Source organism: Pseudomonas orientalis (genome assembly GCF_001439815.1).
Taxonomy (GTDB): domain Bacteria; phylum Pseudomonadota; class Gammaproteobacteria; order Pseudomonadales; family Pseudomonadaceae; genus Aquipseudomonas; species Aquipseudomonas orientalis.
On sequence record NZ_JYLM01000004.1, the window covers coordinates 106,024 to 129,024 of the forward strand.

General features: G+C 61.0%; 20 protein-coding genes and 1 pseudogene. 13 read left to right on the forward strand and 8 right to left on the reverse strand.

What is annotated here, in order from left to right; genetic code table 11:
• Nucleotides 1–18 precede the first annotated feature (18 nt).
• Nucleotides 19–696, reverse strand: coding sequence for an FKBP-type peptidyl-prolyl cis-trans isomerase (locus TU82_RS11730; protein ID WP_057723358.1), 678 nt, complete (start codon nucleotides 694–696; stop codon nucleotides 19–21).
• Nucleotides 697–888: 192 nt separating this feature from the next.
• On the opposite strand from TU82_RS11730, the gene TU82_RS27830 reads away from it, so the two are divergent.
• Entirely contained in the window at nucleotides 889–2,043 is a 1,155-nt protein-coding gene (locus TU82_RS27830; RefSeq protein WP_082632004.1) for an AlgP family protein, read from the forward strand.
• Here the strand turns inward: TU82_RS27830 and TU82_RS11745 are convergent.
• Nucleotides 2,040–2,504: a TIGR02444 family protein gene (locus tag TU82_RS11745; protein ID WP_057723359.1), complete on the reverse strand. Its 465-nt coding sequence runs from the start codon at nucleotides 2,502–2,504 to the stop codon at nucleotides 2,040–2,042. The two genes, TU82_RS27830 and TU82_RS11745, sit on opposite strands and share 4 nt — an antisense overlap.
• Before the next feature lie 50 nt (nucleotides 2,505–2,554).
• On the opposite strand from TU82_RS11745, the gene TU82_RS11750 reads away from it, so the two are divergent.
• From TU82_RS11750 to TU82_RS11770, 5 genes are all read left to right on the forward strand, one after another.
• Nucleotides 2,555–4,465: an ATP-binding cassette domain-containing protein gene (locus tag TU82_RS11750; RefSeq protein WP_057723360.1), complete on the forward strand. Its 1,911-nt coding sequence runs from the start codon at nucleotides 2,555–2,557 to the stop codon at nucleotides 4,463–4,465.
• Nucleotides 4,465–5,037, forward strand: a complete 573-nt coding sequence (locus tag TU82_RS11755; protein WP_057723361.1) for a mechanosensitive ion channel family protein — start codon at nucleotides 4,465–4,467, stop codon at nucleotides 5,035–5,037. Before TU82_RS11750 ends, TU82_RS11755 begins: the two co-directional genes overlap by 1 nt.
• An 87-nt stretch (nucleotides 5,038–5,124) precedes the next feature.
• Nucleotides 5,125–5,757: a LysE family transporter gene (locus TU82_RS11760; RefSeq protein WP_057723362.1), complete on the forward strand. Its 633-nt coding sequence runs from the start codon at nucleotides 5,125–5,127 to the stop codon at nucleotides 5,755–5,757.
• Nucleotides 5,758–5,973: 216 nt separating this feature from the next.
• The gene (locus TU82_RS11765; protein ID WP_057723363.1) at nucleotides 5,974–7,869 is read left to right on the forward strand and encodes an FTR1 family protein; all 1,896 of its coding nucleotides are present in this window, start codon (nucleotides 5,974–5,976) and stop codon (nucleotides 7,867–7,869) included.
• A gap of 2 nt (nucleotides 7,870–7,871) precedes the next feature.
• Nucleotides 7,872–8,327, forward strand: coding sequence for a YaiI/YqxD family protein (locus tag TU82_RS11770; protein WP_057723364.1), 456 nt, complete (start codon nucleotides 7,872–7,874; stop codon nucleotides 8,325–8,327).
• 126 nt (nucleotides 8,328–8,453) lie between these two features.
• Here the strand turns inward: TU82_RS11770 and elbB are convergent, their stop codons facing one another.
• Complete coding sequence (gene elbB, locus TU82_RS11775) at nucleotides 8,454–9,119, reverse strand: isoprenoid biosynthesis glyoxalase ElbB (RefSeq protein WP_057723365.1); 666 nt, start codon at nucleotides 9,117–9,119, stop codon at nucleotides 8,454–8,456.
• A gap of 115 nt (nucleotides 9,120–9,234) precedes the next feature.
• On the opposite strand from elbB, the pseudogene TU82_RS11780 reads away from it, so the two are divergent.
• Nucleotides 9,235–10,253 (forward strand): annotated as a pseudogene (locus tag TU82_RS11780) (sterol desaturase family protein).
• Here TU82_RS11780 and TU82_RS11785 read toward each other — a convergent pair.
• On the reverse strand, nucleotides 10,234–10,869 hold the full coding sequence (locus TU82_RS11785; RefSeq protein WP_057723366.1) for a DedA family protein: 636 nt from the start codon (nucleotides 10,867–10,869) through the stop codon (nucleotides 10,234–10,236). The pseudogene TU82_RS11780 and the gene TU82_RS11785 overlap by 20 nt on opposite strands.
• 208 nt (nucleotides 10,870–11,077) lie before the next feature.
• Here TU82_RS11785 and hemB point away from each other — a divergent pair, with 208 nt between their 5' ends.
• Together hemB and ppk1 are read left to right on the forward strand one after the other, a co-directional pair.
• Entirely contained in the window at nucleotides 11,078–12,091 is a 1,014-nt protein-coding gene (gene hemB, locus TU82_RS11790) for a porphobilinogen synthase (protein WP_057723367.1), read from the forward strand.
• 17 nt (nucleotides 12,092–12,108) lie between these two features.
• Nucleotides 12,109–14,331, forward strand: a complete 2,223-nt coding sequence (gene ppk1 / locus TU82_RS11795) for a polyphosphate kinase 1 (protein ID WP_057723368.1) — start codon at nucleotides 12,109–12,111, stop codon at nucleotides 14,329–14,331.
• 139 nt (nucleotides 14,332–14,470) lie between these two features.
• On the opposite strand, the gene ppx is transcribed toward ppk1, so the two are convergent.
• Entirely contained in the window at nucleotides 14,471–15,973 is a 1,503-nt protein-coding gene (ppx, locus tag TU82_RS11800) for an exopolyphosphatase (protein WP_057723369.1), read from the reverse strand.
• 481 nt (nucleotides 15,974–16,454) lie between these two features.
• Between ppx and TU82_RS11805 the strand changes: the two genes are divergently transcribed.
• The 4 genes from TU82_RS11805 (at nucleotide 16,455) to TU82_RS11820 (ending at nucleotide 20,980) form a co-directional block, all read left to right on the forward strand.
• Nucleotides 16,455–17,111 (forward strand): DUF1120 domain-containing protein, encoded by a 657-nt coding sequence (locus tag TU82_RS11805; RefSeq protein ID WP_057723370.1) that lies wholly within the window; start codon nucleotides 16,455–16,457, stop codon nucleotides 17,109–17,111.
• Between the two features lie 132 nt (nucleotides 17,112–17,243).
• A complete protein-coding gene (locus TU82_RS11810; protein ID WP_082632006.1) occupies nucleotides 17,244–17,933 on the forward strand; it encodes a fimbria/pilus chaperone family protein in 690 nt (229 codons plus the stop codon).
• A gap of 7 nt (nucleotides 17,934–17,940) precedes the next feature.
• Nucleotides 17,941–20,442, forward strand: coding sequence for a fimbria/pilus outer membrane usher protein (locus TU82_RS11815; RefSeq protein WP_057723371.1), 2,502 nt, complete (start codon nucleotides 17,941–17,943; stop codon nucleotides 20,440–20,442).
• Complete coding sequence (locus TU82_RS11820) at nucleotides 20,432–20,980, forward strand: DUF1120 domain-containing protein (protein WP_057723372.1); 549 nt, start codon at nucleotides 20,432–20,434, stop codon at nucleotides 20,978–20,980. The genes TU82_RS11815 and TU82_RS11820 overlap by 11 nt, the downstream gene beginning before the upstream one ends.
• On the opposite strand, the gene TU82_RS11825 is transcribed toward TU82_RS11820, so the two are convergent.
• From TU82_RS11825 to TU82_RS11835, 3 genes are read right to left on the reverse strand one after another with little or no spacing between them, the layout of a single operon-like run.
• Complete coding sequence (locus TU82_RS11825; protein ID WP_057723373.1) at nucleotides 20,952–21,689, reverse strand: amino acid ABC transporter ATP-binding protein; 738 nt, start codon at nucleotides 21,687–21,689, stop codon at nucleotides 20,952–20,954. The two genes, TU82_RS11820 and TU82_RS11825, sit on opposite strands and share 29 nt — an antisense overlap.
• A complete protein-coding gene (locus TU82_RS11830; protein WP_057723374.1) occupies nucleotides 21,676–22,326 on the reverse strand; it encodes an amino acid ABC transporter permease in 651 nt (216 codons plus the stop codon). The genes TU82_RS11825 and TU82_RS11830 overlap by 14 nt, the downstream gene beginning before the upstream one ends.
• A complete protein-coding gene (locus TU82_RS11835; protein ID WP_057723375.1) occupies nucleotides 22,323–22,991 on the reverse strand; it encodes an amino acid ABC transporter permease in 669 nt (222 codons plus the stop codon). The genes TU82_RS11830 and TU82_RS11835 overlap by 4 nt, the downstream gene beginning before the upstream one ends.
• Nucleotides 22,992–23,001 lie beyond the last annotated feature (10 nt).

The window sequence follows — 23,001 nt, forward strand, 5'->3', positions numbered from 1 at the left end:
GCACCGTTTTTTTATGCGTCAGTGACGAGTCCCGAGTAACTCGATTTCAAAGACCAAGGGCGTATAGGGCGGTATTAATTCGCCTGCGCCGTCCGCGCCATAGGCTTGGGCCGAAGGTATGACCAGGCGCCATTTCGCGCCTGTCGGCATCTGCTGCAATGCGCTGCTCCAGCCACTGATTACGCTGTCCAGGCGAAACCACTGTGGTTGTGCGCTCTGGTCGAACACGCTTCCATCGGGCAATCGACCCACATATTTCACCTGCACCTCATCAGTCGCCGACGGCTTGGTGCCGGTGCCCGGCGTCAACTCGGTGAGCAGGATGCCGTCCGCCAATTCACGCACGCCCTTTGCAGACTTTTCCTTGAGCAGGAATTGCTGTTCGGCGCCGAGTGCTTTTTCGCTCTGCGGCGCCGGGTTGTCGGTGGCGTTCTGTGCTTCATGCAGTGCAAGAATCTGTTCGATGCGTGCGTTGTCCAGTGCCAATGGTTTGCCCTGGTAGGCTTGTTTGAGTCCGTCGATCAGGGCCTGGATTTGCAAGTCGGGGACCTCCTGGCGCAAGCGTTCACCGAGGCTGGCGCCCAGGCTGTAGGCGAGATCATGCGGGTCTTGGGCAGCGGTTTTTGGCGGCGATTGCCCGTTTGCATTGGCGCTGGAAATCGCCAGGGCAAGGACTAAGAAAAGGTAACGCGACATGGGTGTTCTCCCGCCTGAAGTGCGACGGATTATGCCAGCGTAAATGGCTGAGCAGTGGCGCGCTTTTCTGTTATATCGATAAGAATTTTCGCACGTTGCAACGCAACGCAAACGATACTGTCAACATGCCCTAGCGGCGGTAAGAGCAGAGGGCTAGTATGAGCCGCACCCACGTCAGCCAGGAGGTAAACCATGTCGGCCAAACAGAAGCCTGTAAATACCCCGTTGCACTTACTCCAACAATTGTCGGGCAGCCTGCTCGAACATCTGGAAAGCGCTTGTTCCCAGGCCTTGGCCGATGCAGAAAAACTGCTCGCCAAACTGGAAAAACAACGCGGTAAAGCGCAAGAAAAGCTGCACAAATCCCGCACTAAATTGCAAGACGCCGCCACTGCCGGCAAAGCCAAGGCACAAGCCAAGGCCAAAGACGCTGTTAAAGAACTTGAGGAGCTGCTGGACGCCCTCAAGGACCGCCAAGCCGAAACCCGCAGCTACATTTCCCAACTCAAAAAAGACGCTCAGGAAAGCCTGAAACTGGCCCAAGGCGTTGGTCGTGTGAAGGAAGCTGTAGCCAAGGCGCTGGGTGCTCGTACTCCGGCAAAAGCTGTCGCAGCCAGCGCGGCCAAGAAGCCAGCGAGCAAGGCTGTTGCAGCGAAGGCGCCGGCCAAAACTGCCGCTGCAAAACCAGCCGCCAAGCCAGCTGCTAAAACCGCTGCTGCAAAACCGGCCGCCAAGCCAGCCGCTAAAACTGCTGCTGCGAAACCAGCCGCCAAGCCAGCCGCTAAAACTGCTGCTGCGAAACCAGCCGCCAAGCCAGCCGCTAAAACTGCTGCTGCGAAACCAGCCGCCAAGCCAGCCGCTAAAACTGCCGCTGCGAAACCAGCCGCCAAGCCAGCCGCTAAAACTGCTGCTGCAAAACCGGCCGCCAAGTCAGCCGCTAAAACCGCTGCTGCAAAACCAGCCGTCAAGCCAGCTGCCAAAACCGCTGCTGCAAAACCAGCCGCGAAGCCAGTTGCTAAAACCGCGGCTGCAAAACCGGCCGCCAAGCCAGCCGCTAAAACCGCTGCTGCGAAACCAGCCGCCAAGCCAGTTGCTAAAACTGCTGCTGCAAAGCCGGCCGCCAAGCCAGTTGCTAAAACCACTGCTGCGAAACCAGCCGCCAAGCCAGCTGCAAAACCGGCCGCAAAACCCGCTGCCAAGCCTGCTGCGGCAAAGCCAGCACCTGCAAAGCCAGCAACTCCCGCAGCAACTGCCGCTACCCCGGCCGCGTCCTCCGCTCCAACCGCATCCGTCAGCAGCACTGCTGCACCGGCAGCGCCAAGCGTCACCCCAACCAGCGCTTCCTAAGCGCGGGTGACCACGACGCGCAGCTGCTGCAGCGCGTTGTGGTCAAGGTTGGCGGCGTCTGTCGCCAGGCCTTCAAGCCATTCATATCGACCTGTCACCTCGTTGGTCGGCCATGTCTGCGCCAGCGCTTCCAGGCGCGTCAGCAAGGCTCGCTCGGCCTCCAGCTCCAAGGCCTTGACCTGTTCTCGCAACTCGGCCAATTGCGCATCCTGCTGTGCCATCGCCCGCCATTGCATACGCACCTCTCGCAAGGGTTCGACGACGCGCATTCGCCACGGCCGCGCAAGCTGTTGCAGCGCCGCAATGCGCTCGGGCAGTTGCGCCACACCCCGTTGTTCCAGCCACGCACCGCACAGCAGCAGGCATACATCCGCGCCCTGCTCCTGCAACCGCAGGCACGCAGCCTCCACACCGGGGCGGGCATAAGTCGAGAGGGCAAAGCTCCACAGGTCAGCGCACATATTCACACCCAAGCCAGCGGTCAACGAAGCTGGTAGACTCCGCCGCCATTATGATCCGACTTCAAAGCCTAACATTACAGCGTGGCCCGCAACGTCTTCTTGAAGATGCCGAGCTGACCCTGCACGCCGGTCACAAAGCCGGCCTGATCGGTGCCAATGGCGCCGGCAAATCCACGTTGTTTGCCCTGTTGCTGGGTGAGCTGACCCCGGATTCCGGGGACTGCCTGCTGCCGGCCGACTGGCGCATCGCCCATATGCGCCAGGAGATCGACACCCTGGACCGCATTGCGATCGACTACGTGCTCGATGGCGACCTGCGCCTGCGCCAGGTACAACACGACCTCGCCGCAGCGGAAACGGCCCAGGACGGTGCCGCCCAGGCCCGCCTGCATGCGGAGCTGGACAGCGCCGACGGCTACACCGCCGACGCCCGCGCCCGCAAGATGCTTGCCGGCCTGGGGTTTACCAATGAACAGATGGATCGCCCGGTCGCCGACTTCTCCGGCGGCTGGCGCATGCGTCTGAACCTGGCCCAGGCGCTGATGTGTCCCTCGGACCTGTTGCTGCTCGACGAACCGACCAACCACTTGGACCTCGATGCGATCCTGTGGCTGGAAGACTTCCTCAAGAACTACCAGGGCACCTTGTTGCTGATTTCCCACGACCGGGATTTCCTCGACGCCGTGGTCGACAATATCGCCCATGTCGAACAGAAGAAAATCACGCTCTATCGTGGCGGCTATACCGCCTTCGAGCGCGCCCGTGCCGAGCGTCTGGCCCAGCAGCAACAGGCTTTCGAGAAACAGCAAGCGCAACGTGCGCACATGGAAAGCTACATCGCCCGGTTCAAGGCCCAGGCCACCAAGGCCCGTCAGGCCCAGAGCCGGATCAAGGCCCTGGAGCGCATGGAAGAGTTGTCTGCGGCCCACGTCGATTCGCCGTTCGACTTCGTGTTCCGTGAGTCGGTGAAAATCTCCAGTCCGTTGCTCGATCTGTCGGATGCGCGCCTGGGTTATGGCGACAAGACCATCCTGGAGAAGGTCAAGCTGCAGCTCATACCCGGCGCGCGTATTGGTTTGCTGGGGCCTAACGGCGCGGGCAAGTCGACGCTGATCAAGAACCTGTCGGGCGAGCTCGAGCCATTGGCCGGTCACCTGACCCGTGGCGAGAACACGGTGGTGGGTTACTTCGCCCAGCATCAGTTGGACTCGCTGGATTCCAAGGCGAGCCCGCTGTTGCACCTGCAACGCCTGGCGCCGACCGAGCGCGAACAGACCTTGCGCGATTTCCTTGGAGGCTTCGATTTTCGTGGCGCGCGCATCGACGAGCCGGTGCTGAATTTCTCCGGCGGCGAAAAGGCCCGCCTGGCCCTGGCGCTGATCGCCTGGGACCGCCCGAACCTGCTGCTGCTCGACGAACCGACCAACCACCTGGACCTGGAAATGCGCCTGGCGCTGACCATGGCCCTGCAGGAGTTCAGTGGCGCGGTACTGGTGGTGTCCCACGATCGCCACCTGCTCAAGAGCACCACCGACAACTTCCTGCTGGTGGCCGACGGCAAGGTCGAAGAGTTCGACGGCGACCTCGACGACTACGCACGCTGGCTGACCGATTACCGACTGCGCAATGCGCCGGCCAGCAACACCCCTGTCAACCCGGACAAGACCGACAAAAAAGCCCAGCGTCAGGCCGCCGCCGCACTGCGTCAGCAGTTGGCGCCGCACAAGCGCGAAGCCGACAAGCTGGAGGCCGAACTGAGCAAGGTGCACGAGCGCCTGGCCAGGATCGAAACCAGCCTGGGCGACAGCGCCGTGTATGAGGCTGCGCGCAAGGATGAGCTGCGTGACTTGCTGGCCGAACAGGCCAGGCTCAAGGTGCGCGAAGGGCAATTGGAGGAATCCTGGATGGAAGCCCTCGAACTGCTTGAAACTCTGCAGGCGCAGCTCGAGGCGCTGTCCTGATGGAAGCGTTGCAACTGCCCTTGCCGGCGCAGTGGATCGAACCTGTGTGGATCGGCGTGCAAATCCTGCTGATCCTGCTGGCCGGCTACCTTGCCCAGCGGTTTGTCGCCAAAGGCTTGACCCGCCTGGGTGAGCGCTATCCGTTCCCGCCGCAGTTGCTGATGCCGCTGCGCGGTGGCCTGCGCTGGCTGATCATGGGCAGCGCGCTGATCTTCGTGTTGGGCCGCCTGGGTGTCTCCGCCACGGTGCTGTGGACGGCGCTGTCAGGGTTTGTGGCCGTGGCGGCGGTGGCATTCTTCGCCATGTGGTCGGTGCTGTCCAATTTGCTGTGCGCCATTTTGATCTTCACTGTGGGGCCATTCCGCCTAGGCGATATCGTCGAACTGGTGGATACCGTCGACAAGCCCGGTGTGAAAGGACGCGTGGTGGCAATCAATCTGCTCTATACCACGCTGATCGAGGTGCAGGAGGCCGGCACTGACAGCGCGATGGTGCAAGTGCCCAACAGTCTGTTCTTCCAGCGCTCGGTGCGGCGTTGGCCCGGTACGCACGTATTCCCTGGCGACCGCTAGAATCACATCCTGTAAAAATTTATAGCCAGCCCTTGGTCGGCGGCGTTAGCTTAAGGCACAACCGCAAACTCCCTTTTGAGGTGTGCTATGGCACTCGACACGTGGCTGGCTTTTTTCCTGGCCAGTTGGATCATCTCCCTTTCCCCCGGCGCAGGCGCCATCGCCTCGATGTCCAGCGGCCTGCAGTACGGTTTTGTACGCGGTTACTGGAACGCCATCGGCCTGCAACTGGGCCTGGCGATGCAGATTGCCGTGGTGGCGGGCGGCCTGGGTGCGATTCTGGCGACGTCATCGACCGCGTTCTATGCGATCAAATGGTTTGGGGTGGCGTACCTGGTGTACCTGGCCATCAAGCAATGGCGCGCCTTGCCCATGGACATGACCGATGATGCGGCGGTCCGTCCGATCGGCAAGCCGATGGCGATGATGTTTCGCGGTTTCCTGGTCAACGCCAGCAACCCCAAGGCATTGGTGTTCATGCTCGCGGTATTGCCGCAGTTCGTAAATCCGCAGGCGCCGTTGGCGATTCAGTACCTGATCATTGGTGCGACGATGATCAGCGTCGACATGATCGTGATGGCCGGTTACACGGGGCTGGCCTCGAAAGTCCTGCGCCTGCTGCGCTCGCCCAAGCAGCAGAAGCGCGTAAACCGCACCTTCGCAGGGCTGTTCGTCGGCGCCGCCGGTTTCCTCGCCAGCTTGCATCGCGCCACGGCGTAATTGACGAAACCGAATCAAAATGTGGGAGGGGCGGTGCGACGATTCGACTTGCCCCCGATGGCAGGGTATCAGTCAGCTCATCTCTAGCTGAACGACCGCCATCGGGGGCAAGCCCCCTCCCACATTGGTTTTGTGGCGTGACGAAATAACACCTTGAGTCAAATCCGTTAAAGCTCAACAATAGTGTTACTTCGTATTTCCACTTGAGATTCATTCATGACTGCCCCTTTCCGCTTTCTTGCCTGGCTGCTGTTGCCGGCGCTGATGTCGTGCAGCTTCAATCTGTTGGCCGCGACCGCCGAAGGCGCCCCGCAGGCTCTGCATTTGCTGGATTACATCGGTGCCGACTACCCGCCGACGGTAGAGGCGGGCAAGGTGGTGGACGACTCGGAATACCGCGAGCAGGTGGAGTTTCTTGGCGTGCTACAGGGCCTGGTGGCTGATCTGCCGGATAAACCCGAACGCGCCGAGTTGATAAAAGGCGTCGATGAGTTGCTGGCGGCAGTCACCGCCCATGCAGATGGCGCAACCGTGGCCCATCAGGCGCGTCAGCTGGGCGCCAAGCTGGCCGTGGCGTATGAAGTCAGCCAAGCCCCGGCCATCACACCGGATCCGGCACGCGGCGCGCCGCTCTACGCCCAGCACTGTTCGGTGTGCCACGGGACTGCCGGCGCCGGTGATGGCCCGGCCAGCGTGGGCATGACACCGCCGCCCGCCAACCTGCGCGATGCCACGCGCCTGGACCGCCTGAGTCTGTATGCGATCTACAATACCCTGGGCCTGGGTGTCGAAGGCACCGACATGCCGTCCTTTGCCGATCAGTTGGATGACCGTCAGCGCTGGGATCTCGCCACCTACATCGCAGGTTTCACCGCGGACCCGGCTGCGGCCAGGAGCGAGCAGCCCTTCAACCTCGCCGACCTGGCGCGCCAGACGCCCAACGAAGTGCTGGCCGCCGACGGCCCAGCGGCCACGGCAACCTTCCGCGCCCAGCGTGCACAACCGCCGCAGGTCAAGCGCGGCCCGGCGCAGTTACTCGATTACACCGCCGCCACCCTGGACAAAAGCCTGGCCGCGTTCCGTAACGGCGACCACGAACAAGCCTACGACCTGTCGGTAGCCGCTTATCTGGAAGGCTTCGAGCTGGTGGAAAGCTCGCTCGATAACGTCGACGCCAACGTGCGCAAGGACACCGAGAAGGCGTTGATGGCCTATCGGCAGTCATTGCAGGACGGCCTGCCGATCGAGCAAGTGCAACAGCGCCTGGACGCGGCCAAGGGCAAGCTCGGCGAGTCGGCTGGCTTGCTCGGCGGCGACGGCCTGAGTTGGTCGTTGAGCTACATCTCCGGCTTGCTGATCCTGCTGCGCGAAGGCCTGGAAGCGATCCTGGTGCTCGCCGCGATCCTGGCTTTCCTGCGTAACACCGGCCAGCAATCGGCGGTGCGCAGCGTCAACGTCGGCTGGGGCCTGGCGCTGTTGGCCGGCTTGGCCACCTGGGCGCTGGCGGCGTATGTGATTGATGTCAGCGGCGCCCAGCGTGAATTGCTGGAAGGCTGCACGGCGCTGTTTGCCAGCGTGATGGTGCTGTGGCTGGGCGTATGGATGCACGACCGACGCCACGCGGCGGCCTGGCAGGACTACATCAAGAGCAGCCTGGTGGGCGGCGGCGGACGCTTTGGTTTTGCGCTGCTGGCCTTCTTCTCGGTGTACCGCGAACTGTTCGAAGTGATCCTGTTCTACGAAACCCTGTGGCTGCAAGCCGGCCCTGCCGGACACGACGCGGTGCTGGCGGGTGGAGCCACCGCCCTGGTGCTGCTGGTGGGCCTGGCCTGGGTGATTCTGCGCGGTTCGGCGAAGTTGCCGCTGGCGCTGTTCTTTGGCATCAACGCCGCGCTGTTGTGTGCGCTGTCGGTGGTGTTCGCCGGGCATGGCGTCAAGGCGCTGCAAGAGGCGGGCATCTTCGGTACCCGACCGGTGGCATTTTTTGACTTTGACTGGCTGGGCATTCACGCCGATGCGTATTCGTTGAGCGCGCAGGCCGTGGCGATCCTGGCGATCGTGGTGCTGTATGGCCGCAGTCGCCTGGCTGAGAAACAAAGGGCGGCGGCGTAGGTATGCGGGTCTGGATCGACGCGGACGCTTGCCCAAGGGCGGCCAAGGATCAGGTGGTCAAATTCGCCCTCAAGCGCCAGTTCGAGGTGGTGCTGGTGGCCGGCCAGAGCCAGGTCAAACCGAGCTTTGCCTGCGTGAAACTGATCGTGGTGCCCAGCGGTCCCGATGCCGCGGATGACTATCTGGTGGAGCACGCCATGCCCGGCGAGCTGGTGATCTGCAGCGATGTGCCCCTGGCCGACCGCCTGGTCAAGAAGGGCGTCACGGCCCTCGACCCGCGCGGCAAGGAATTCAGCCCGGCGAACATGAGTGAGCGGCTAGCGGTACGTAACCTGTTCACCGATTTGCGCGAGCAGGGCCAGATGGGCGGCGGACCGCCGCCCCATGGTGAAAAAGACAAGCAGGCGTTTGCCAACGCGCTGGACCGCCTGCTTACCCGTTTGATGAAACCTTTGTAGGAGCGAGCTTGCTCGCGAAGAGCGTCAACGATAATGCGGGCACTCTGGATGAACGCGGCGCTCTCAGGTTCTTCGCGAGCAAGCTCGCTCCTACAAAAACAAGCTCGCTCCTACAGGAAGCGGGTGTCAGTCGTTCTCGTGGGTCAATTCCAGCACGCGATCCACCAGCTTGTTAATGCCCGACGCCACCTCACTGATGTTCTTGCCCAGCATATACGCCGGCGTGCTCACTAACTTGCGCGCGGTGTCCTCGACGATATCTTCTACCGTGCATTCCTGATGAGTGGCGCCCATTTTATCCAGGGCGGCTGCGGTGTCGGCATCGTTGCCGATGGTGCAGGTCACGCCCGGGCCGTAGATTTTCGCGGCCAGGGCAGGGGAAATGCAGATCAGCCCCACAGGCTTGCCGGCTTCGGCGAAGGCTTCGGCCAGCTCCAGGACCTGTGGGTTGACGCTGCAGCCGGCGCCTTGCACGGCGAAATTCGACAGGTTCTTCGCCGCACCAAACCCGCCCGGCACAATCAGCGCATCGAAGTCAGCAGCGTTGGCCTCGCGGATATCCTTGACCGCGCCTCGGGCGATGCGCGCCGACTCCACCAATACATTGCGTGATTCGGGCATTTCTTCGCCGGTGAGGTGGTTGATCACATGCAATTGCGCAATATCCGGCGCAAAACATTCAACCTGAGCGCCGCGCTGGTCCAGGCGCAGCAGGGTGATCACGCTTTCCTGGATTTCTGCACCGTCGTACACGCCACAGCCGGAAAGGATCACTGCAATCTTTTTGCTCATGGGCATTTCTCCTGATTCATGGCGTTAAATGTCTACTAATTTGTAACCTGTTGCCAATGGGAACTCACGCCACTGCACCTAATCTTGCTGTAACAAAAAAAGACCGGACTGGCCCATGGACTTCGTGCCTTACGCGGTACCGTTTTTCGTTGCGTTGATCGTGGTTGAGCTGCTGGCCGACCGCTGGCGCGGTGCGCGCAACTATCGAGTGGCCGACGCTATCAACAGCCTCAGCACCGGCGTGCTGTCGACCTCACCACCGCGCTGCGTCAGACCAGCACCGGCTTCTTGCTGAGCTGGATCTTCTACCTGCCGCTGGCCGTGCTCGGTGTACCGTTGGTGGTGTTCATCAGCGTGGCGTCGGTCAACCTGCTGTATCAATTCTGGGTGCATACACGTCACATCCCCAAGCTCGGCTGGTTCGAATGGTTCTTCGTTACCCCCACCAATCATCGTGCCCACCACGCACAGAACGCTCTCTACATGGATCGCAACTATGGCGGGGTGTTCATTTTTTGGGATCGGCTGTTCGGCACGTTCGAGGAGGAAGATGACAACGAGCCGGTGATCTTCGGTGTGACCACGCCCCTGGCCAGTTGGAATCCGCTGTGGGCGAACCTGCAGTTTTATGCGCAGTTGTGGAGCGATGCCCGCCTTACTGAAAACCGCTGGGACAAGCTGCGCATCTGGTTCATGCGCACCGGCTGGCGCCCCGCAGACGTCAAAGCCAAGTATCCGCTGGCCAAGCCGGACCTGGCTCTGTTCCGCAAATTCGACGTGCCGCTGGATACGCGCCAACAGGTCTACGTTGCGCTGCAATTTTCCCTTTATGTGGGGTTTGGCAGCTATCTGATGAATGTCGGCGAAGGCCTGCCCATGGCGGCGCTCGTCCTGGGCTGGGCAGCGATGGCGGTAGGGCTGTTCACGTTGGGGGTCGCGCTGGAGAATCGCCCGTGGGCGCTGAAGGCCGAGTGGGTGCGCCTGGGGCTGAATGTGCCGTTGGCAGGGCTGGCCCCGTGGGTCGGGCTGTGGCCCGCCGGCTACCTGGGCTGGCTGGGCCTGGCGAGCTACAGTGTGCTCAGCGTGATCGGCCTGTACTGCTGCAGGGGCCGGCTTACGCGTCTGGCGTCTTAGGCGTTTCGACCGGGTCGTGTTCGGCAGCGCGCCGAGCCTTGGCCTCGGCACATGCCTCGCGGGCGATACGCGCATTCTTGAAGCGGCGCCGCAGCCATAGGCCAACACCCAGCACCAGCAAGGCGCCCAGCACCCACAGCTCGTATTTCTTGACGCTGCCGAGCATGCCTTCGAGCACTGCGCCGAAATGATAGGCCGCAGCTCCCAGCGCCGCCGCCCATATCGCCGCACCGATACCGTTAAGGATCAGATAACGCAGGGGCGGGTAGCCGGACAGGCCAATCGCCACTGGCATCACCGTGCGCAAACCGTAGACGAAACGAAAGCTCAACACCCAGATATCCGGATGCTTGCGGATATGTTCCAGCGCCTTGTCGCCCATCAATTGCCAGCGCGGTTTGCGCGCCAGCAACTTGCGGCCGTGCTTGCGCCCCATGTAGTACCAGAGCTGGTCGCCGGCGTAGCTGCCGAAGAAGGCAACGACCACCACCAGGTTGATATCCATGTATCCACGAAACGCCAGGAAGCCTGCGAGTACAAGGATGGTCTCGCCTTCGAAGAACGTGCCGAGGAAAAGGGCAAAGTAGCCGAAGTCATGCAGAAATTGTTGAAGCATGGTCTAGGGTGCTGGCGAAATGAACGCGCAGCCTACGCCTTCAGGAAGATTCATGAAAGTATCGAGATGTGTCACGAAGTGAACAATTCCCATGTCGATGCCGAATGCGACTACAGGTCGCATCGATAAGCACAACTGTCATTCGTTCGTCATAATGGCCGCTTATAACTGCACCGCTCGCCCGTAAACGCGGGCTCAGGAGTCTGTCGTGAGCTTTACCCCCGCCAACCGGCTATTCCCCGCCACGCGTCTGCGCCGCAACCGCAGTGATGATTTTTCGCGCCGTCTGGTACGTGAAAATGTACTGACGACGAATGATCTGATTCTGCCGGTATTCGTGCTGGACGGTGAAAATCGCCGGGAAGCGGTGGCATCGATGCCGGGGGTGGAGCGCTTGAGCATCGATCTGTTGCTGGAAGAAGCCGCTCAATGGGTGGAACTGGGCATTCCGGCGCTGGCGCTGTTCCCGGTAACGCCCGCTGAGCTCAAGTCCCTTGACGCTGCCCAAGCCTGGAACCCGCAAGGGATCGCCCAGCGCGCCACCCGCGCCCTGCGTGAGCGTTTCCCGCAGCTTGGGGTGATCACCGACGTGGCCCTGGACCCGTTCACCACCCACGGCCAGGATGGCATCCTCGACCCGTCGGGCTATGTCGAGAACGACATCACCGTCGATGCACTGGTCAGGCAGGCCTTGTCCCATGCGGCGGCAGGCGCCCAGGTGGTGGCGCCGTCGGACATGATGGACGGCCGCATCCAGGCGATTCGCGAAGCCCTCGAGTTGGCCGGTCACGTCAATGTGCGGATCATGGCCTACTCGGCCAAGTACGCCAGCGCCTATTACGGTCCCTTCCGCGATGCGGTGGGTTCGGCCCTGAACCTGGGCAAGGCCGACAAGGCTTCGTACCAGATGGACCCGGCCAACAGCCATGAAGCCCTGCACGAAGTCGCGGCCGACCTGGCCGAGGGCGCCGACATGGTCATGGTCAAGCCGGGGATGCCTTACCTGGACATCCTGTACCGGGTCAAAGAGGAATTCAAAGTGCCGACCTTTGTCTATCAGGTCAGCGGTGAATACGCCATGCACATGGCCGCAATCCAGAATGGTTGGTTGAGTGAAGGGGTGATCCTCGAATCCCTGACAGCCTTTAAACGTGCCGGCGCTGATGGCATTCTGACCTACTTCGCCGCCCGCGCTGCCCAATTGCTTAGAGAGCAACAATAGCCCTCACAGGAACACTCATGAATACCGAAGGACTTACAGAAGTTGCCGTAAAAGACGCTCATCCGGTGGTTGAACAGGTCACCGAGACCCCGCCGGAGCTGGAGCCAGCCCCGCCTGCGGTGGTCGCCGAAGCGCCTGTCCCGGCGCCGGTGGCCGTGGTTACCAACCTGGATGACAGCAGCTTGTACATCCATCGCGAGCTGTCACAACTGCAATTCAACATCCGCGTGCTGGAACAGGCGCTGGATGAGTCCTATCCGTTGCTGGAACGGCTTAAATTCCTGCTGATTTTCTCGAGCAACCTCGACGAATTCTTCGAGATCCGGGTCGCCGGCCTCAAGAAGCAGATCACCTTCGCCCGTGAACAAGCCGGGGCCGACGGCCTGCAACCGCACCAGGCCCTGGCGCGCATCAGTGAACTGGTGCACGGCCATGTGGACCGCCAGTACGCGATCCTCAACGACATCCTGCTGCCGGAACTGGAAAAACATCAGGTCCGCTTCATCCGTCGCCGTCACTGGACTACCAAGATCAAGACCTGGGTGCGCCGTTACTTCCGCGACGAAATTTCACCGATCATCACCCCGATCGGCCTCGACCCGACGCACCCGTTCCCGTTGCTGGTGAACAAGAGCCTCAACTTTATCGTCGAGCTGGAAGGCATCGACGCCTTTGGTCGAGATTCGGGCCTTGCGATCATCCCGGCGCCGCGTCTGTTGCCACGCATCATCAAGGTACCCGAGGAAGTAGGGGGGGCTGGCGATAACTATGTATTCCTGTCGTCGATGATCCATGCGCACGCCGATGACCTGTTCCAGGGCATGAAGGTAAAGGGCTGCTACCAGTTCCGCCTGACCCGTAACGCCGACCTGGCGCTGGACTCCGAAGACGTCGAAGACCTGGCGCGTGCCCTGCGCGGCGAGCTGTTTTCGCGGCGCTACGGCGATGCGGTGCGCCTGGAGGTGGCGGATACCTGCCCCAAACACCTGTCGGACTACCTGCTCAAGCAGTTCAACCTGGCCGAATCCGAGCTGTACCAGGTCAATGGCCCGGTCAACCTGACGCGCCTGTTCAGCATCACCGGCCTGGACAGCCACCCGGAGCTGCAATACAAGCCGTTTACGCCGCAAATCCCGAAACTGCTGCAGAACAGCGAGAACATCTTCAGCGTGGTGAGCAAGCAGGACATTCTGCTGCTGCACCCCTTCGAATCGTTCACGCCGGTGGTCGACCTCTTGCGCCAGGCCGCCAAGGACCCGCACGTGCTGGCCGTGCGCCAGACCCTGTATCGCTCCGGCGCCAACTCGGAAATCGTCGATGCACTGGTCGACGCCGCGCGTAACGGCAAGGAAGTCACCGCGGTGATCGAGCTGCGGGCGCGCTTTGATGAGGAGTCCAACCTGCAACTGGCCAGCCGTCTGCAAGCGGCCGGTGCGGTCGTGATCTACGGTGTGGTCGGCTTCAAGACTCACGCCAAGATGATGCTGATCCTGCGCCGCGAAGCCGGCGAGATCGTGCGTTACGCGCACTTGGGCACCGGCAACTACCACGCCGGCAACGCCAAGCTCTACACCGACTACAGCCTGCTGACCTCCGACGACGCCTTGTGCGAAGACGTCGGCAAGTTGTTCAGCCAGCTCATCGGCATGGGCAAGACCTTGCGCATGAAAAAGCTGCTGCATGCGCCTTTCACCCTGAAGAAGGGCATGCTCGACATGATTGCCCGCGAAACCCAGTTTGCCCTCGACGGCAAGCCGGCGCATATCATCGCCAAATTCAACTCGCTGACCGATCCGAAGATCATCCGCGCGCTGTACAAGGCCAGCCAGTCGGGCGTGCGTATCGACCTGGTGGTACGTGGCATGTGCTGCCTGCGCCCGGGCATCGTCGGCGTCTCGCATAACATCCATGTGCGCTCGATCATCGGTCGCTTCCTGGAGCACACGCGGGTGTTCTACTTCCTGAACGGCGGCGAAGAGCAAATGTTTCTTTCCAGCGCCGACTGGATGGAGCGCAACCTCGACAAGCGTGTGGAGACCTGCTTCCCGGTGGAGGGCAAGAAGCTGATCATGCGGGTCAAGAAGGAGCTGGAAAGCTACCTGACCGACAACACCCACAGCTGGAGCCTGCAGTCGGACGGGCGGTATGTACGCAACACGCCGACCGGCAACCAGAACGCGCGCAGTGCGCAGGCGACGCTGCTGGAGAAGCTGGGTAGCCCGATCCTGACGGTGAACTGAAACCCGACGCGGTCTGAAAAATGTGGGAGGGGGCTTGCTCCCGATAGCGGTGGGTCAGTCGATGAATCTGTTGACTGATACTCTGCTATCGGGGGCAAGCCCCCTCCCACATTTGTTTTCTGGCGTTCTTTAGACCGCGTTAGCGCAGGTTCAGGCTGAACCCCACCCGCGTCAGCCATTCCGCTTCCTGGGCGAAGTCCGCCTGGGTCAGCTGGTTTTCGTCCAGCCAGCCTTTGGGGAACATCACTTCCAGGCTGTCGCCGTCGGCGCGCAGTTTCACCTGGGGCATTTCCTGGGTGCCACGGATGTGGTGGAACAAGATTGCAAAGCGCAGCAGCGCGCACAGGCGAATCAGCTTGATGCCGTCCTGGCCGAACTCGGCAAACTTGTCCTTGGGAATATTACGGCGATGACCGCGCACCAGCAGCGCGAGCATCTGTTGGTCCTCCCGTGAGAACCCGGCCAGGTCCGAATGCTCGATCAGGTAGGCGCCATGCTTGTGGTAGTGGTAGTGGGCGATGTCCAGGCCCACTTCGTGCACCTTGGCGGCCCAGCCCAGCAGTTCGCGCCATACCCCGTTTTGCAGGTCCCAGTCGTCGGCCACCTGGTCGAAGGCATGCAGGGCTTTGCGCTCGACGCGCGCCGCTTGCTCCAGGTCTACGTGGTAACGCTCCATCAACGAACTGAGGGTGCGCTCCCGCACATCTTCATGATGATGGCGACCGAGCAGGTCATAGAGCACACCTTCGCGCAGGGCGCCGTCACAGTGGTCCATGCGTTGCAGTTCGAGGGCGTCGAAGATGGCTTCAAGAATCGCGAGGCCGGCGGGGAAGATCGCGCGGCGGTCAGGCTTGATGCCGTCGAAGTCGATCTTCTCGGCATCCCCCAGCTTGAACAGCTTGCGCTTTAGCCACGCCAGGCCCTCGGCATTGACCTCGCCGGTGCCATGGCCGCCGGCCTTGAGCGCCAGGCCGATGGCACGGATGGTGCCGGAAGAGCCGATGGCTTCATCCCAGCTCAGGCGGTGCAGGGCGTGTTCGATACTCATGATCTCCAGCCGCGCCGCCGTATAGGCCTGGGCATAGCGCGCCGGCGTGATTTTGCCGTCCTTGAAATAACGCTGGGTGTAGCTGACGCAGCCCATCTGCAGGCTTTCGCGCAGCAGGGGCTCGAAACGCTGGCCGATGATGAATTCGGTGCTGCCACCGCCAATGTCCGCCACCAGGCGTTTGCCCGGGGTGTCGGCCAGCGTATGAGACACCCCGAGGTAGATCAGGCGCGCTTCTTCGCGGCCGGAAATAACCTCTACCGGGTGCCCGAGGATTTCCTCGGCGCGATGGATGAATTCGTTGCGGTTACGGGCTTCGCGCAATGCGTTGGTGCCTACTATTCGTACGGCGCCAGGCGGCATGCCGTTGATCAGCTGCGCAAAGCGCTTGAGGCAGTCGAGCCCGCGCTGCATGGATTCTTCATTGAGCTGACGCTCGTCGTTGATCCCGGCAGCCAGTTGCACTTTCTCGCCGAGCCGCTCAAGGATGCGGATCTCACCGTTCTGGGCCTTGGCCACGACCATGTGAAAGCTGTTGGAGCCCAGGTCGATGGCAGCGATCAGGGACAGATTCTTGGCTTGGGATTGCGGCATGGTTTGGGGTCTCGGTCGATAACCTTGCCATCGTGCCACGATCGACCGCTGGAGCCAACGCGTTGTGCTTCGGTAATTTTTCTGAGGCTGTCTGCGGGGATATCTTGTGAGATGTGTAGGGTGGCATCCCACGATAGCCGCTGAGTAGTGCCTTAAGTTTGTAGGGGATTTTAACTTTGCTTGTAGTGAAGCCGAATTTTGAATTTCCCTACAGGGCGCGTTTGTTTATTACAGCGATTATCTTGTTTTAGCCTACTTTTAAATTGGTTTCAGGTGACCTGTAGTTTTTACAGTTCTCACGTGAACCTTAGTTTTGTCTGATTCTTTAATGAAGCACCAAGGCGACACACTTGCATCCGGCAATTTTGCCTTGGTGTTATTTATGTGTCGTTGTAGACATCCAGGAAGATAAGGCGTTTGGCGATGGAGCCGCCAAGACGAAATAAAGAGCACCTGATAACTTTTCAGTAACAGGTCGAATATGAAAAAAATTGTTGGATTGACCCTGGGCCTCGCTTGCCTGGCCGCAAACATGGGCGCACAGGCTGCCACCAGCGCCGAACTGATCGTCAGGGGTATCATCAAGCCCGCCGCCTGCAACCTCAGCATGAGTGGCGGTGGCATTATCAACTACGGCGATATTCCTTCGGGCCAACTGTCCCAGACAGCGTTCAACGCGCTTGGCGAGAAAACCACGCCGATCACCGTCAGCTGTGGCAACACGCCTGCCCAGTTCGGACTCAAATTCGTCGATCTGCAGGCCGGCAGCAAGGTTCCGGGCATCCTCAGTGCGCTCGGGGGTGGCTACACCGAGGCGCATAACTTTGGGCTGGGGACTGTGGGCGGCCGCAAGACGGGTGGCTTTGCCGCTACGCTCAGGGACCTGCGCTCGCCGAACGGAACACTCTCTCCGATCATGCGAATCAGCACCGGCGCCTGGCAGAACAGTGATGGCAAAGTCGCTCAATCGCCCAGTCAATATTCCTGGCGCAGTGGGACAGCCGCCACACCCGCTTCGATCTCCCAGTTGACCGGGACGATCGCCGTGCGCGCTGTTATCAACAAAGCCCAGGATCTGGACTTGAGTCGTGACGTTACCCTGGATGGCCGCGCAACACTTGAATTGACTTACATCTAAGTGATTAAACGACAGCCGATCATGAAATATGGTGTTTCTGATCGGCTGTCTTTATAGGCGCGCCTGGCTGTCAATCGTTAACTTCAAGGTCGTGGGGAATACAGAGTGCTTAGTCTTCCAGCAAAAAAGAATATGCGTTTGTTATATGCAGTGTTGAGTCTGTGTTTTGCCGGTGTTGCAGTGGCCGACGGTATGTTGCCCGAGACCACGGTCATTGTGCTGAACGAAGAACAGGGTGAGGCGACGATAAACATCAAGAATACCGACGCGGCGCCAGCGCTGCTGCATTCCGTTATAGAAAATGTGCCTGAAGATGTGGAACCGCTCTTGATCGTGACGCCGCCTATTGCGCGGGTGGAAGCGGGAGAAACGCAACTGGTACGTTTCATCAGCACATTAAAAGCACCGCTAAAGACGCAACGGCTCAAACGCGTGTCGTTTGAGGGCATCCCCCAGGCGCGCGCCCCGGGCGGTGCGACCATTGGTATCACCCTGCGGCAGAATTTGCCGCTGATTCTGCATCCCCAGGGCCTCCCGGTTCATCACACGCCTTGGGAACTGTTGAAATGGCGAAGCACAGGGCAAAGGTTGACGGTCCATAACGACAGCGCATATGTGGTGCGCATGGCACCACAGGTCCGGTTATTGCCACAGGGAACCCCGGCTACGTTGCCACGCACCTACATTTTGCCGGGCGAAGCGCTGGCGGTGAAGGTTGAAGGGCCCTTGGAGGGACTGACGGGCATCGAGATTCAGCCGGCCACGATCTACGGCTTTTCAGTAGAAAACTACCGGGCCCCGATCACTGCCGGTGGGGGTTGATCGGCCCATGAAAAACCTGTCGAGTCACCGAGTTGGACCTTCTTTATGGACCCGTCGACCCACGTTGCTCATGGGGGTCGCAACACTGTGGAGTTTGCCTGGCGTCGTGCCTGCCTTGGAATTGGGCGAGGGCTTCGATCTGGCGGCGCTGACCACGCACGGTATTGACCCCAAAGTCTCGGACTACTTCCGCACGGCGGCGCGCTTTCGCGAGGGCACCCAAGTGGTGGGGTTGCAAGTCAATGGCAACCCGCTTGGGTTGGTGGACGCGCAGTTCGACGCCAATGGACAATTGTGTTTTACCCCGGCATTGCTGGAAAAAGCCGGGTTGGTAAAACCTGATGGGATCGTGCGCAAGGGTGCCTCCGCCGACCAGGCATGCCATGACTTTCTGGGCGCGTTCCCCACAACCATGGTCCGGCTGCGCCCTGGCAACGATGAGGTGTCGCTGGTGGTGCCCACATCATCATTGCGCGGACCGCAGTGGGAAGCCGGGGATTTTGCCCGGGGCGGGGCGGCGGCGCTGTTCAACTATGACGTGCAAGGTTTCGACAGCCATTCGCGCAGCGGGAACAACCGGTTTGTATCGGCCTACACCGAGGCAGGTTTCAACCTGGGCGATTGGATCGTTCGCAGTCGCCAAGTCCATGTTTCCGATAACGGAGTGATGCGCAACGAGCACCTGTATGCCTATGCGCAGCGGGATATCGCCGCATTGCATTCGACTTTCCAGGCCGGCCAGATTTCCAGCAACAACCCACTGTTTGGCGGCATCCAGCTGTCCGGTGTGCAGTTCTCGCCCGATGGCCAGTCGCGCGTGCCGGCGGGCAGCAATAATGCGGTGGTGGAAGGCTTGGCTCAGAGCCAGTCGCGCATTGAGGTGCGTCAGTCCGGAGTGTTGATCCACAGTACGCTGGTGCCCGAGGGGCCTTTCCGGCTGACCGGCTTACCGTTGCTCAATGGTACGAGCGACCTAGAAGTCAGTGTGATCGATGTGCGCGGGGCCAGACGTAGTTTCGTAGTGCCGGCGGCTTCGTTCGCCGGCGCCGTGCCGGCGGCGCCTGGTTATTATTTTTCCCTGGGCAAGATACGTGAAGAGACGCACGGTGAGGGACCCTCGCCCATTGTCGCCATGGGCAGCGGGACGTGGGGCCTGGGACGTGATTCCTCTGGCGGCTTGGGCTTGTTGAGCACCGACGAGTACTGGTCGGCGGGCGGCACATTGAGCAGTGTGTTTTTCCAGCGAGTGTCGGTGGGCGCGCGTCATAACCTGTCCCGCGACAGCCGTAATGCGGTATCCGGTTCTCGCAGTAGCGTATCCGTGAGTAGCCCGGTTTCCGCCAGCATCGATGTCAACCTCAGCGCAACCAGCCAGACGCGCGGCTATCGCGAGGTGATTGAGGCGGGTCGCCCGATTAAAGCTGACGTGCTGGAGTCGCGCTTCAAGAATCAATATACGGCGGGCGTGACATGGGTCGACCCCACCCTGGGTGCGTTCTCCCTGGGCTATACCCGTGGCGCCCAATTTGACGGGCAGTCGAGTGAGCATGTCTTTGCGTCCTGGAACAAGTCGTTGCGCTATGCCGATGTTGCGTTGATTGCCGACTCGCAGGTCGGCAGCACCCAGGCCCGCCGCGACGCCACGCGGGATAGGAATCGGCGTGACACCGTTCGCGAGGATGACGTGTCCTTGCGGTTGCAGGTCAGCGTGCCCCTGGGCGGTGATCGGCGCGTGAGCAGCTATATCAGCCGCCGTGGGGGGCAATCCCGTGCCGGTACAGCGCTCAACGAACGGGTCAATGAGTATGTGAATTACGAAGTGGGTGTCGAGCGCGACCTCAGTGCAAGGGAGCAGTCGATGCGCGGTCAGATGGATCTCACGCCGCGCTACACCCGGGTCGGTCTGGGCGTCAGTCGCGATCCATTGGGCACCAGTTATACCGGGCAATTGCAGGGCGGCGTGGTCGCTCACGAAGGTGGCGTTACCTTCTCGCCTTACACGGTGCAGGACACCTTTGGTATTGCGTCGGTGGGCGACATTGGTGCTGCAAAAATCGACACCCCGCAAGGCCCGGTATGGACCGACTTTACCGGCCAGGCTGTGCTCCCAAGCTTGCCTGCCTACACCAACAGCCACATCGAAGTGCAAACCCAGTCCTTGCCAAAGCGCGTTGATTTGAAGAACGGCACGCGGGTGCTCACGGCTGGGCGTGGCTCCGTCAACACCGTGGCGTTCGATGTGGTGAAAGTGCGCCGCATGCTGGTCAACACCACTGATGATCAGGGGCGACCGCTGCCTCAGGGGGCTGCGGTGTTCGGCAAGGGTGATCGTTTTCTGACCAGCGTAGTGGGCGAAGGCATGATCTTTCTCAATGACGTGAACGATTTGCAAAACCTGAAGGTTTTACTGCCGGACTCTGCCAGTTGCCTGCTGAACATTTCACCTGGGGGCCAGCCTGATAATGACAAGTTCTTCGAAACAACCGCGGCGGTGTGCCATGGTCGGTAAGCTCAGAAGCATCGGCGCCGCGCTGTTCTGTACGGTGCTGCTGGCCCAGGAGGCACAGGCCGAAAACTGCCGATTGTCGTTGAGCCAACCGCGTATCGACTACGGTGTCATTCGCAGGGAGGCGCTGGCCGAAAGCGCCACGGTGAGGCTCGGCACGCGCACGCTGCAGCTCAACGTTCTGTGTATCGAGCCATCGGCGATGGCGTTGCGGTTCATCGGCACCGCCGATGGGCAAGCGTTCCGCTTTGGCCAGCAGGGGCGACTGCGTTTGAGCCTCAAGCATGCACAGGTGGACGGGCGTGCTGTCGAGTGGGCAATGATGAGCCAGCCCTATGGCGGCGCCGTTGGGCAGTTATTGCCGGGACAGGTCCTTGTGGCCCGTGCCGCAGGAGTACCGATGACAGGCAAACTCCTGACGGCCCAGGTCGACATCGACACCGACCTGCCCGCCGACGCTTTGCAAGTACGCAACCAGACGCTGCTGGAAGGGCAGGGCAGTTTTGAGCTGGTCAGCCCGGCTGTTCCACCGAACCGATGAAGTTGGCGAGCTCGGGCGTTTGCGGGTTGGCAAACAGCACCTTGGGGTCGCCCACTTCATGCACCTTGCCCTGGTGCATGAACACCAGCTTGTCACCGACTTCGCGGGCGAAGCGCATTTCGTGGGTCACCATGATCAGGGTCATGCCGTCCCTGGCCAGTTGACGCACCACGCTGAGCACTTCATTGACCAGTTCCGGGTCCAGCGCCGAGGTGATTTCGTCACACAGCAGCACCTTGGGCGACATGGCCAGGGCGCGGGCAATGGCGACACGTTGCTGCTGGCCACCGGACAGTCGATCCGGGAAAGCGTCGAATTTTTCCCCCAGGCCGACCCGCTCCAGCATCTGCCTGGCCAGCTGCGCGGCCTTGGCCTTGGGCACCTTCTGCACCACTTGCGGGGCGAGCATGACATTCTCGCCGACGGTCAGGTGCGGGAACAGGTTGAACTGCTGGAACACCATGCCGACCTTCTGCCGCAGGCTGCGCAGGTCGGCGCGGGCGGCGTCGAGGTATTCTCCATCGACTTCGATCACGCCATCGTTGATCGACTCCAGGCCATTGAGAGTGCGCAGCAAGGTGGATTTACCCGAGCCACTGCGGCCGATGATTGCCACCACCTGGCCTTCTTCAACGGTCAGGTCGATGCCCTTGAGCACGTGGTGATCGCCGTAATATTTATGCAGGGCGGAAATTCTAAGCAGAGGCATGCAGTCTCCTTTCCAGGTAGCGCGCACTGAGGGACAAGGGGTAGCAGAGCAGGAAGTAACCGAGGGCCACCAGGCCGTAGACCATGAATGGCTCGAAGGTGGCGTTGGCGAGCATGCCGCCGGTCTTGGTCAGTTCGGTAAAGCCGATGATCGAGGTCACGGCGGTGCCTTTGACCACTTGCACCGAAAACCCCACGGTCGGCGCCACGGCTATTCGCAGGGCCTGGGGCAGGATCACGTAGCGCAGTTGTTCAAGGGGGTTGAGCGCCAGGCTGGCGGAGGCTTCCCATTGTCCGTGGGCGATGGAGTCAACGCAGCCGCGCCAGATTTCAGCGAGGTAGGCGCTGGTAAACAGGGTCAGGGCGATCGCCGCTGCCAGCCAGGGTGAGATGTCCACACCCAGCAGGGCAACGCCGAAGAACACCAGGAATAACTGCATCAGCAGCGGCGTGCCCTGAAACAGTTCGATATAGGTGCGCGCAACGTTGCGTGGGAAGGCCTTGCTACTGATGCGCAGGATCATCACCAGCAAACCGATCAGGCCCCCGCCGATAAACGCCACCAGCGACAGCAACAGCGTCCATTGCAGGCCGGTGAGCAGGTTGCGCACGATGTCCCAGAAGGAAAAATCACTCATCGGCTGTTCCTCATCACAAAGCGGCGGCCGATCCAGTTGAGCAACTGACGAATCATCAATGCCATGCACAGGTACACCAGCGTGGTCAGGGCATAGGTTTCAAAGGCGCGGAAATTGCGCGACTGAATGAAGTTGGCGGCAAAGCTCAGCTCTTCGGTGGCGATCTGCGAACACACCGCCGAGCCGAGCATCACGATGATGATCTGGCTGCTCAAGGCCGGCCACACCTTGCCCAGTGCCGGCAGCAGCACCACGTGACGGAAGGCTTCGAAGCGCGTCATCGCCAGCGCGGCGGCGGCTTCCAGTTGGCCTTTCGGGATAGCCTGGATGCCGGCGCGGATGATCTCGGTGGAATAGGCGCCCAGGTTGATCACCATCGCCAGTACGGCGGCCTGCCATTCGGTGATCTTCAGCCCCAGGGACGGCAGGCCGAAAAAGATGAAAAACAACTGCACCAGGAACGGCGTGTTGCGGATCAACTCGACATACACACCGAAGAACCAGGCGAACGGCTGGATCTTCCACGCCCGCACGACGGCGCCGAGCGTGCCCAGTGCCACGCCGAGGATGGCGCCGATGGCCGTCAGCTCAAGGGTGAACAGCGCACTGCGCAACAGCAGGTCGGTGTTGGCCAGCACCGGCACAAAGTCAAATTGATACGCCATGAGTCAGGCT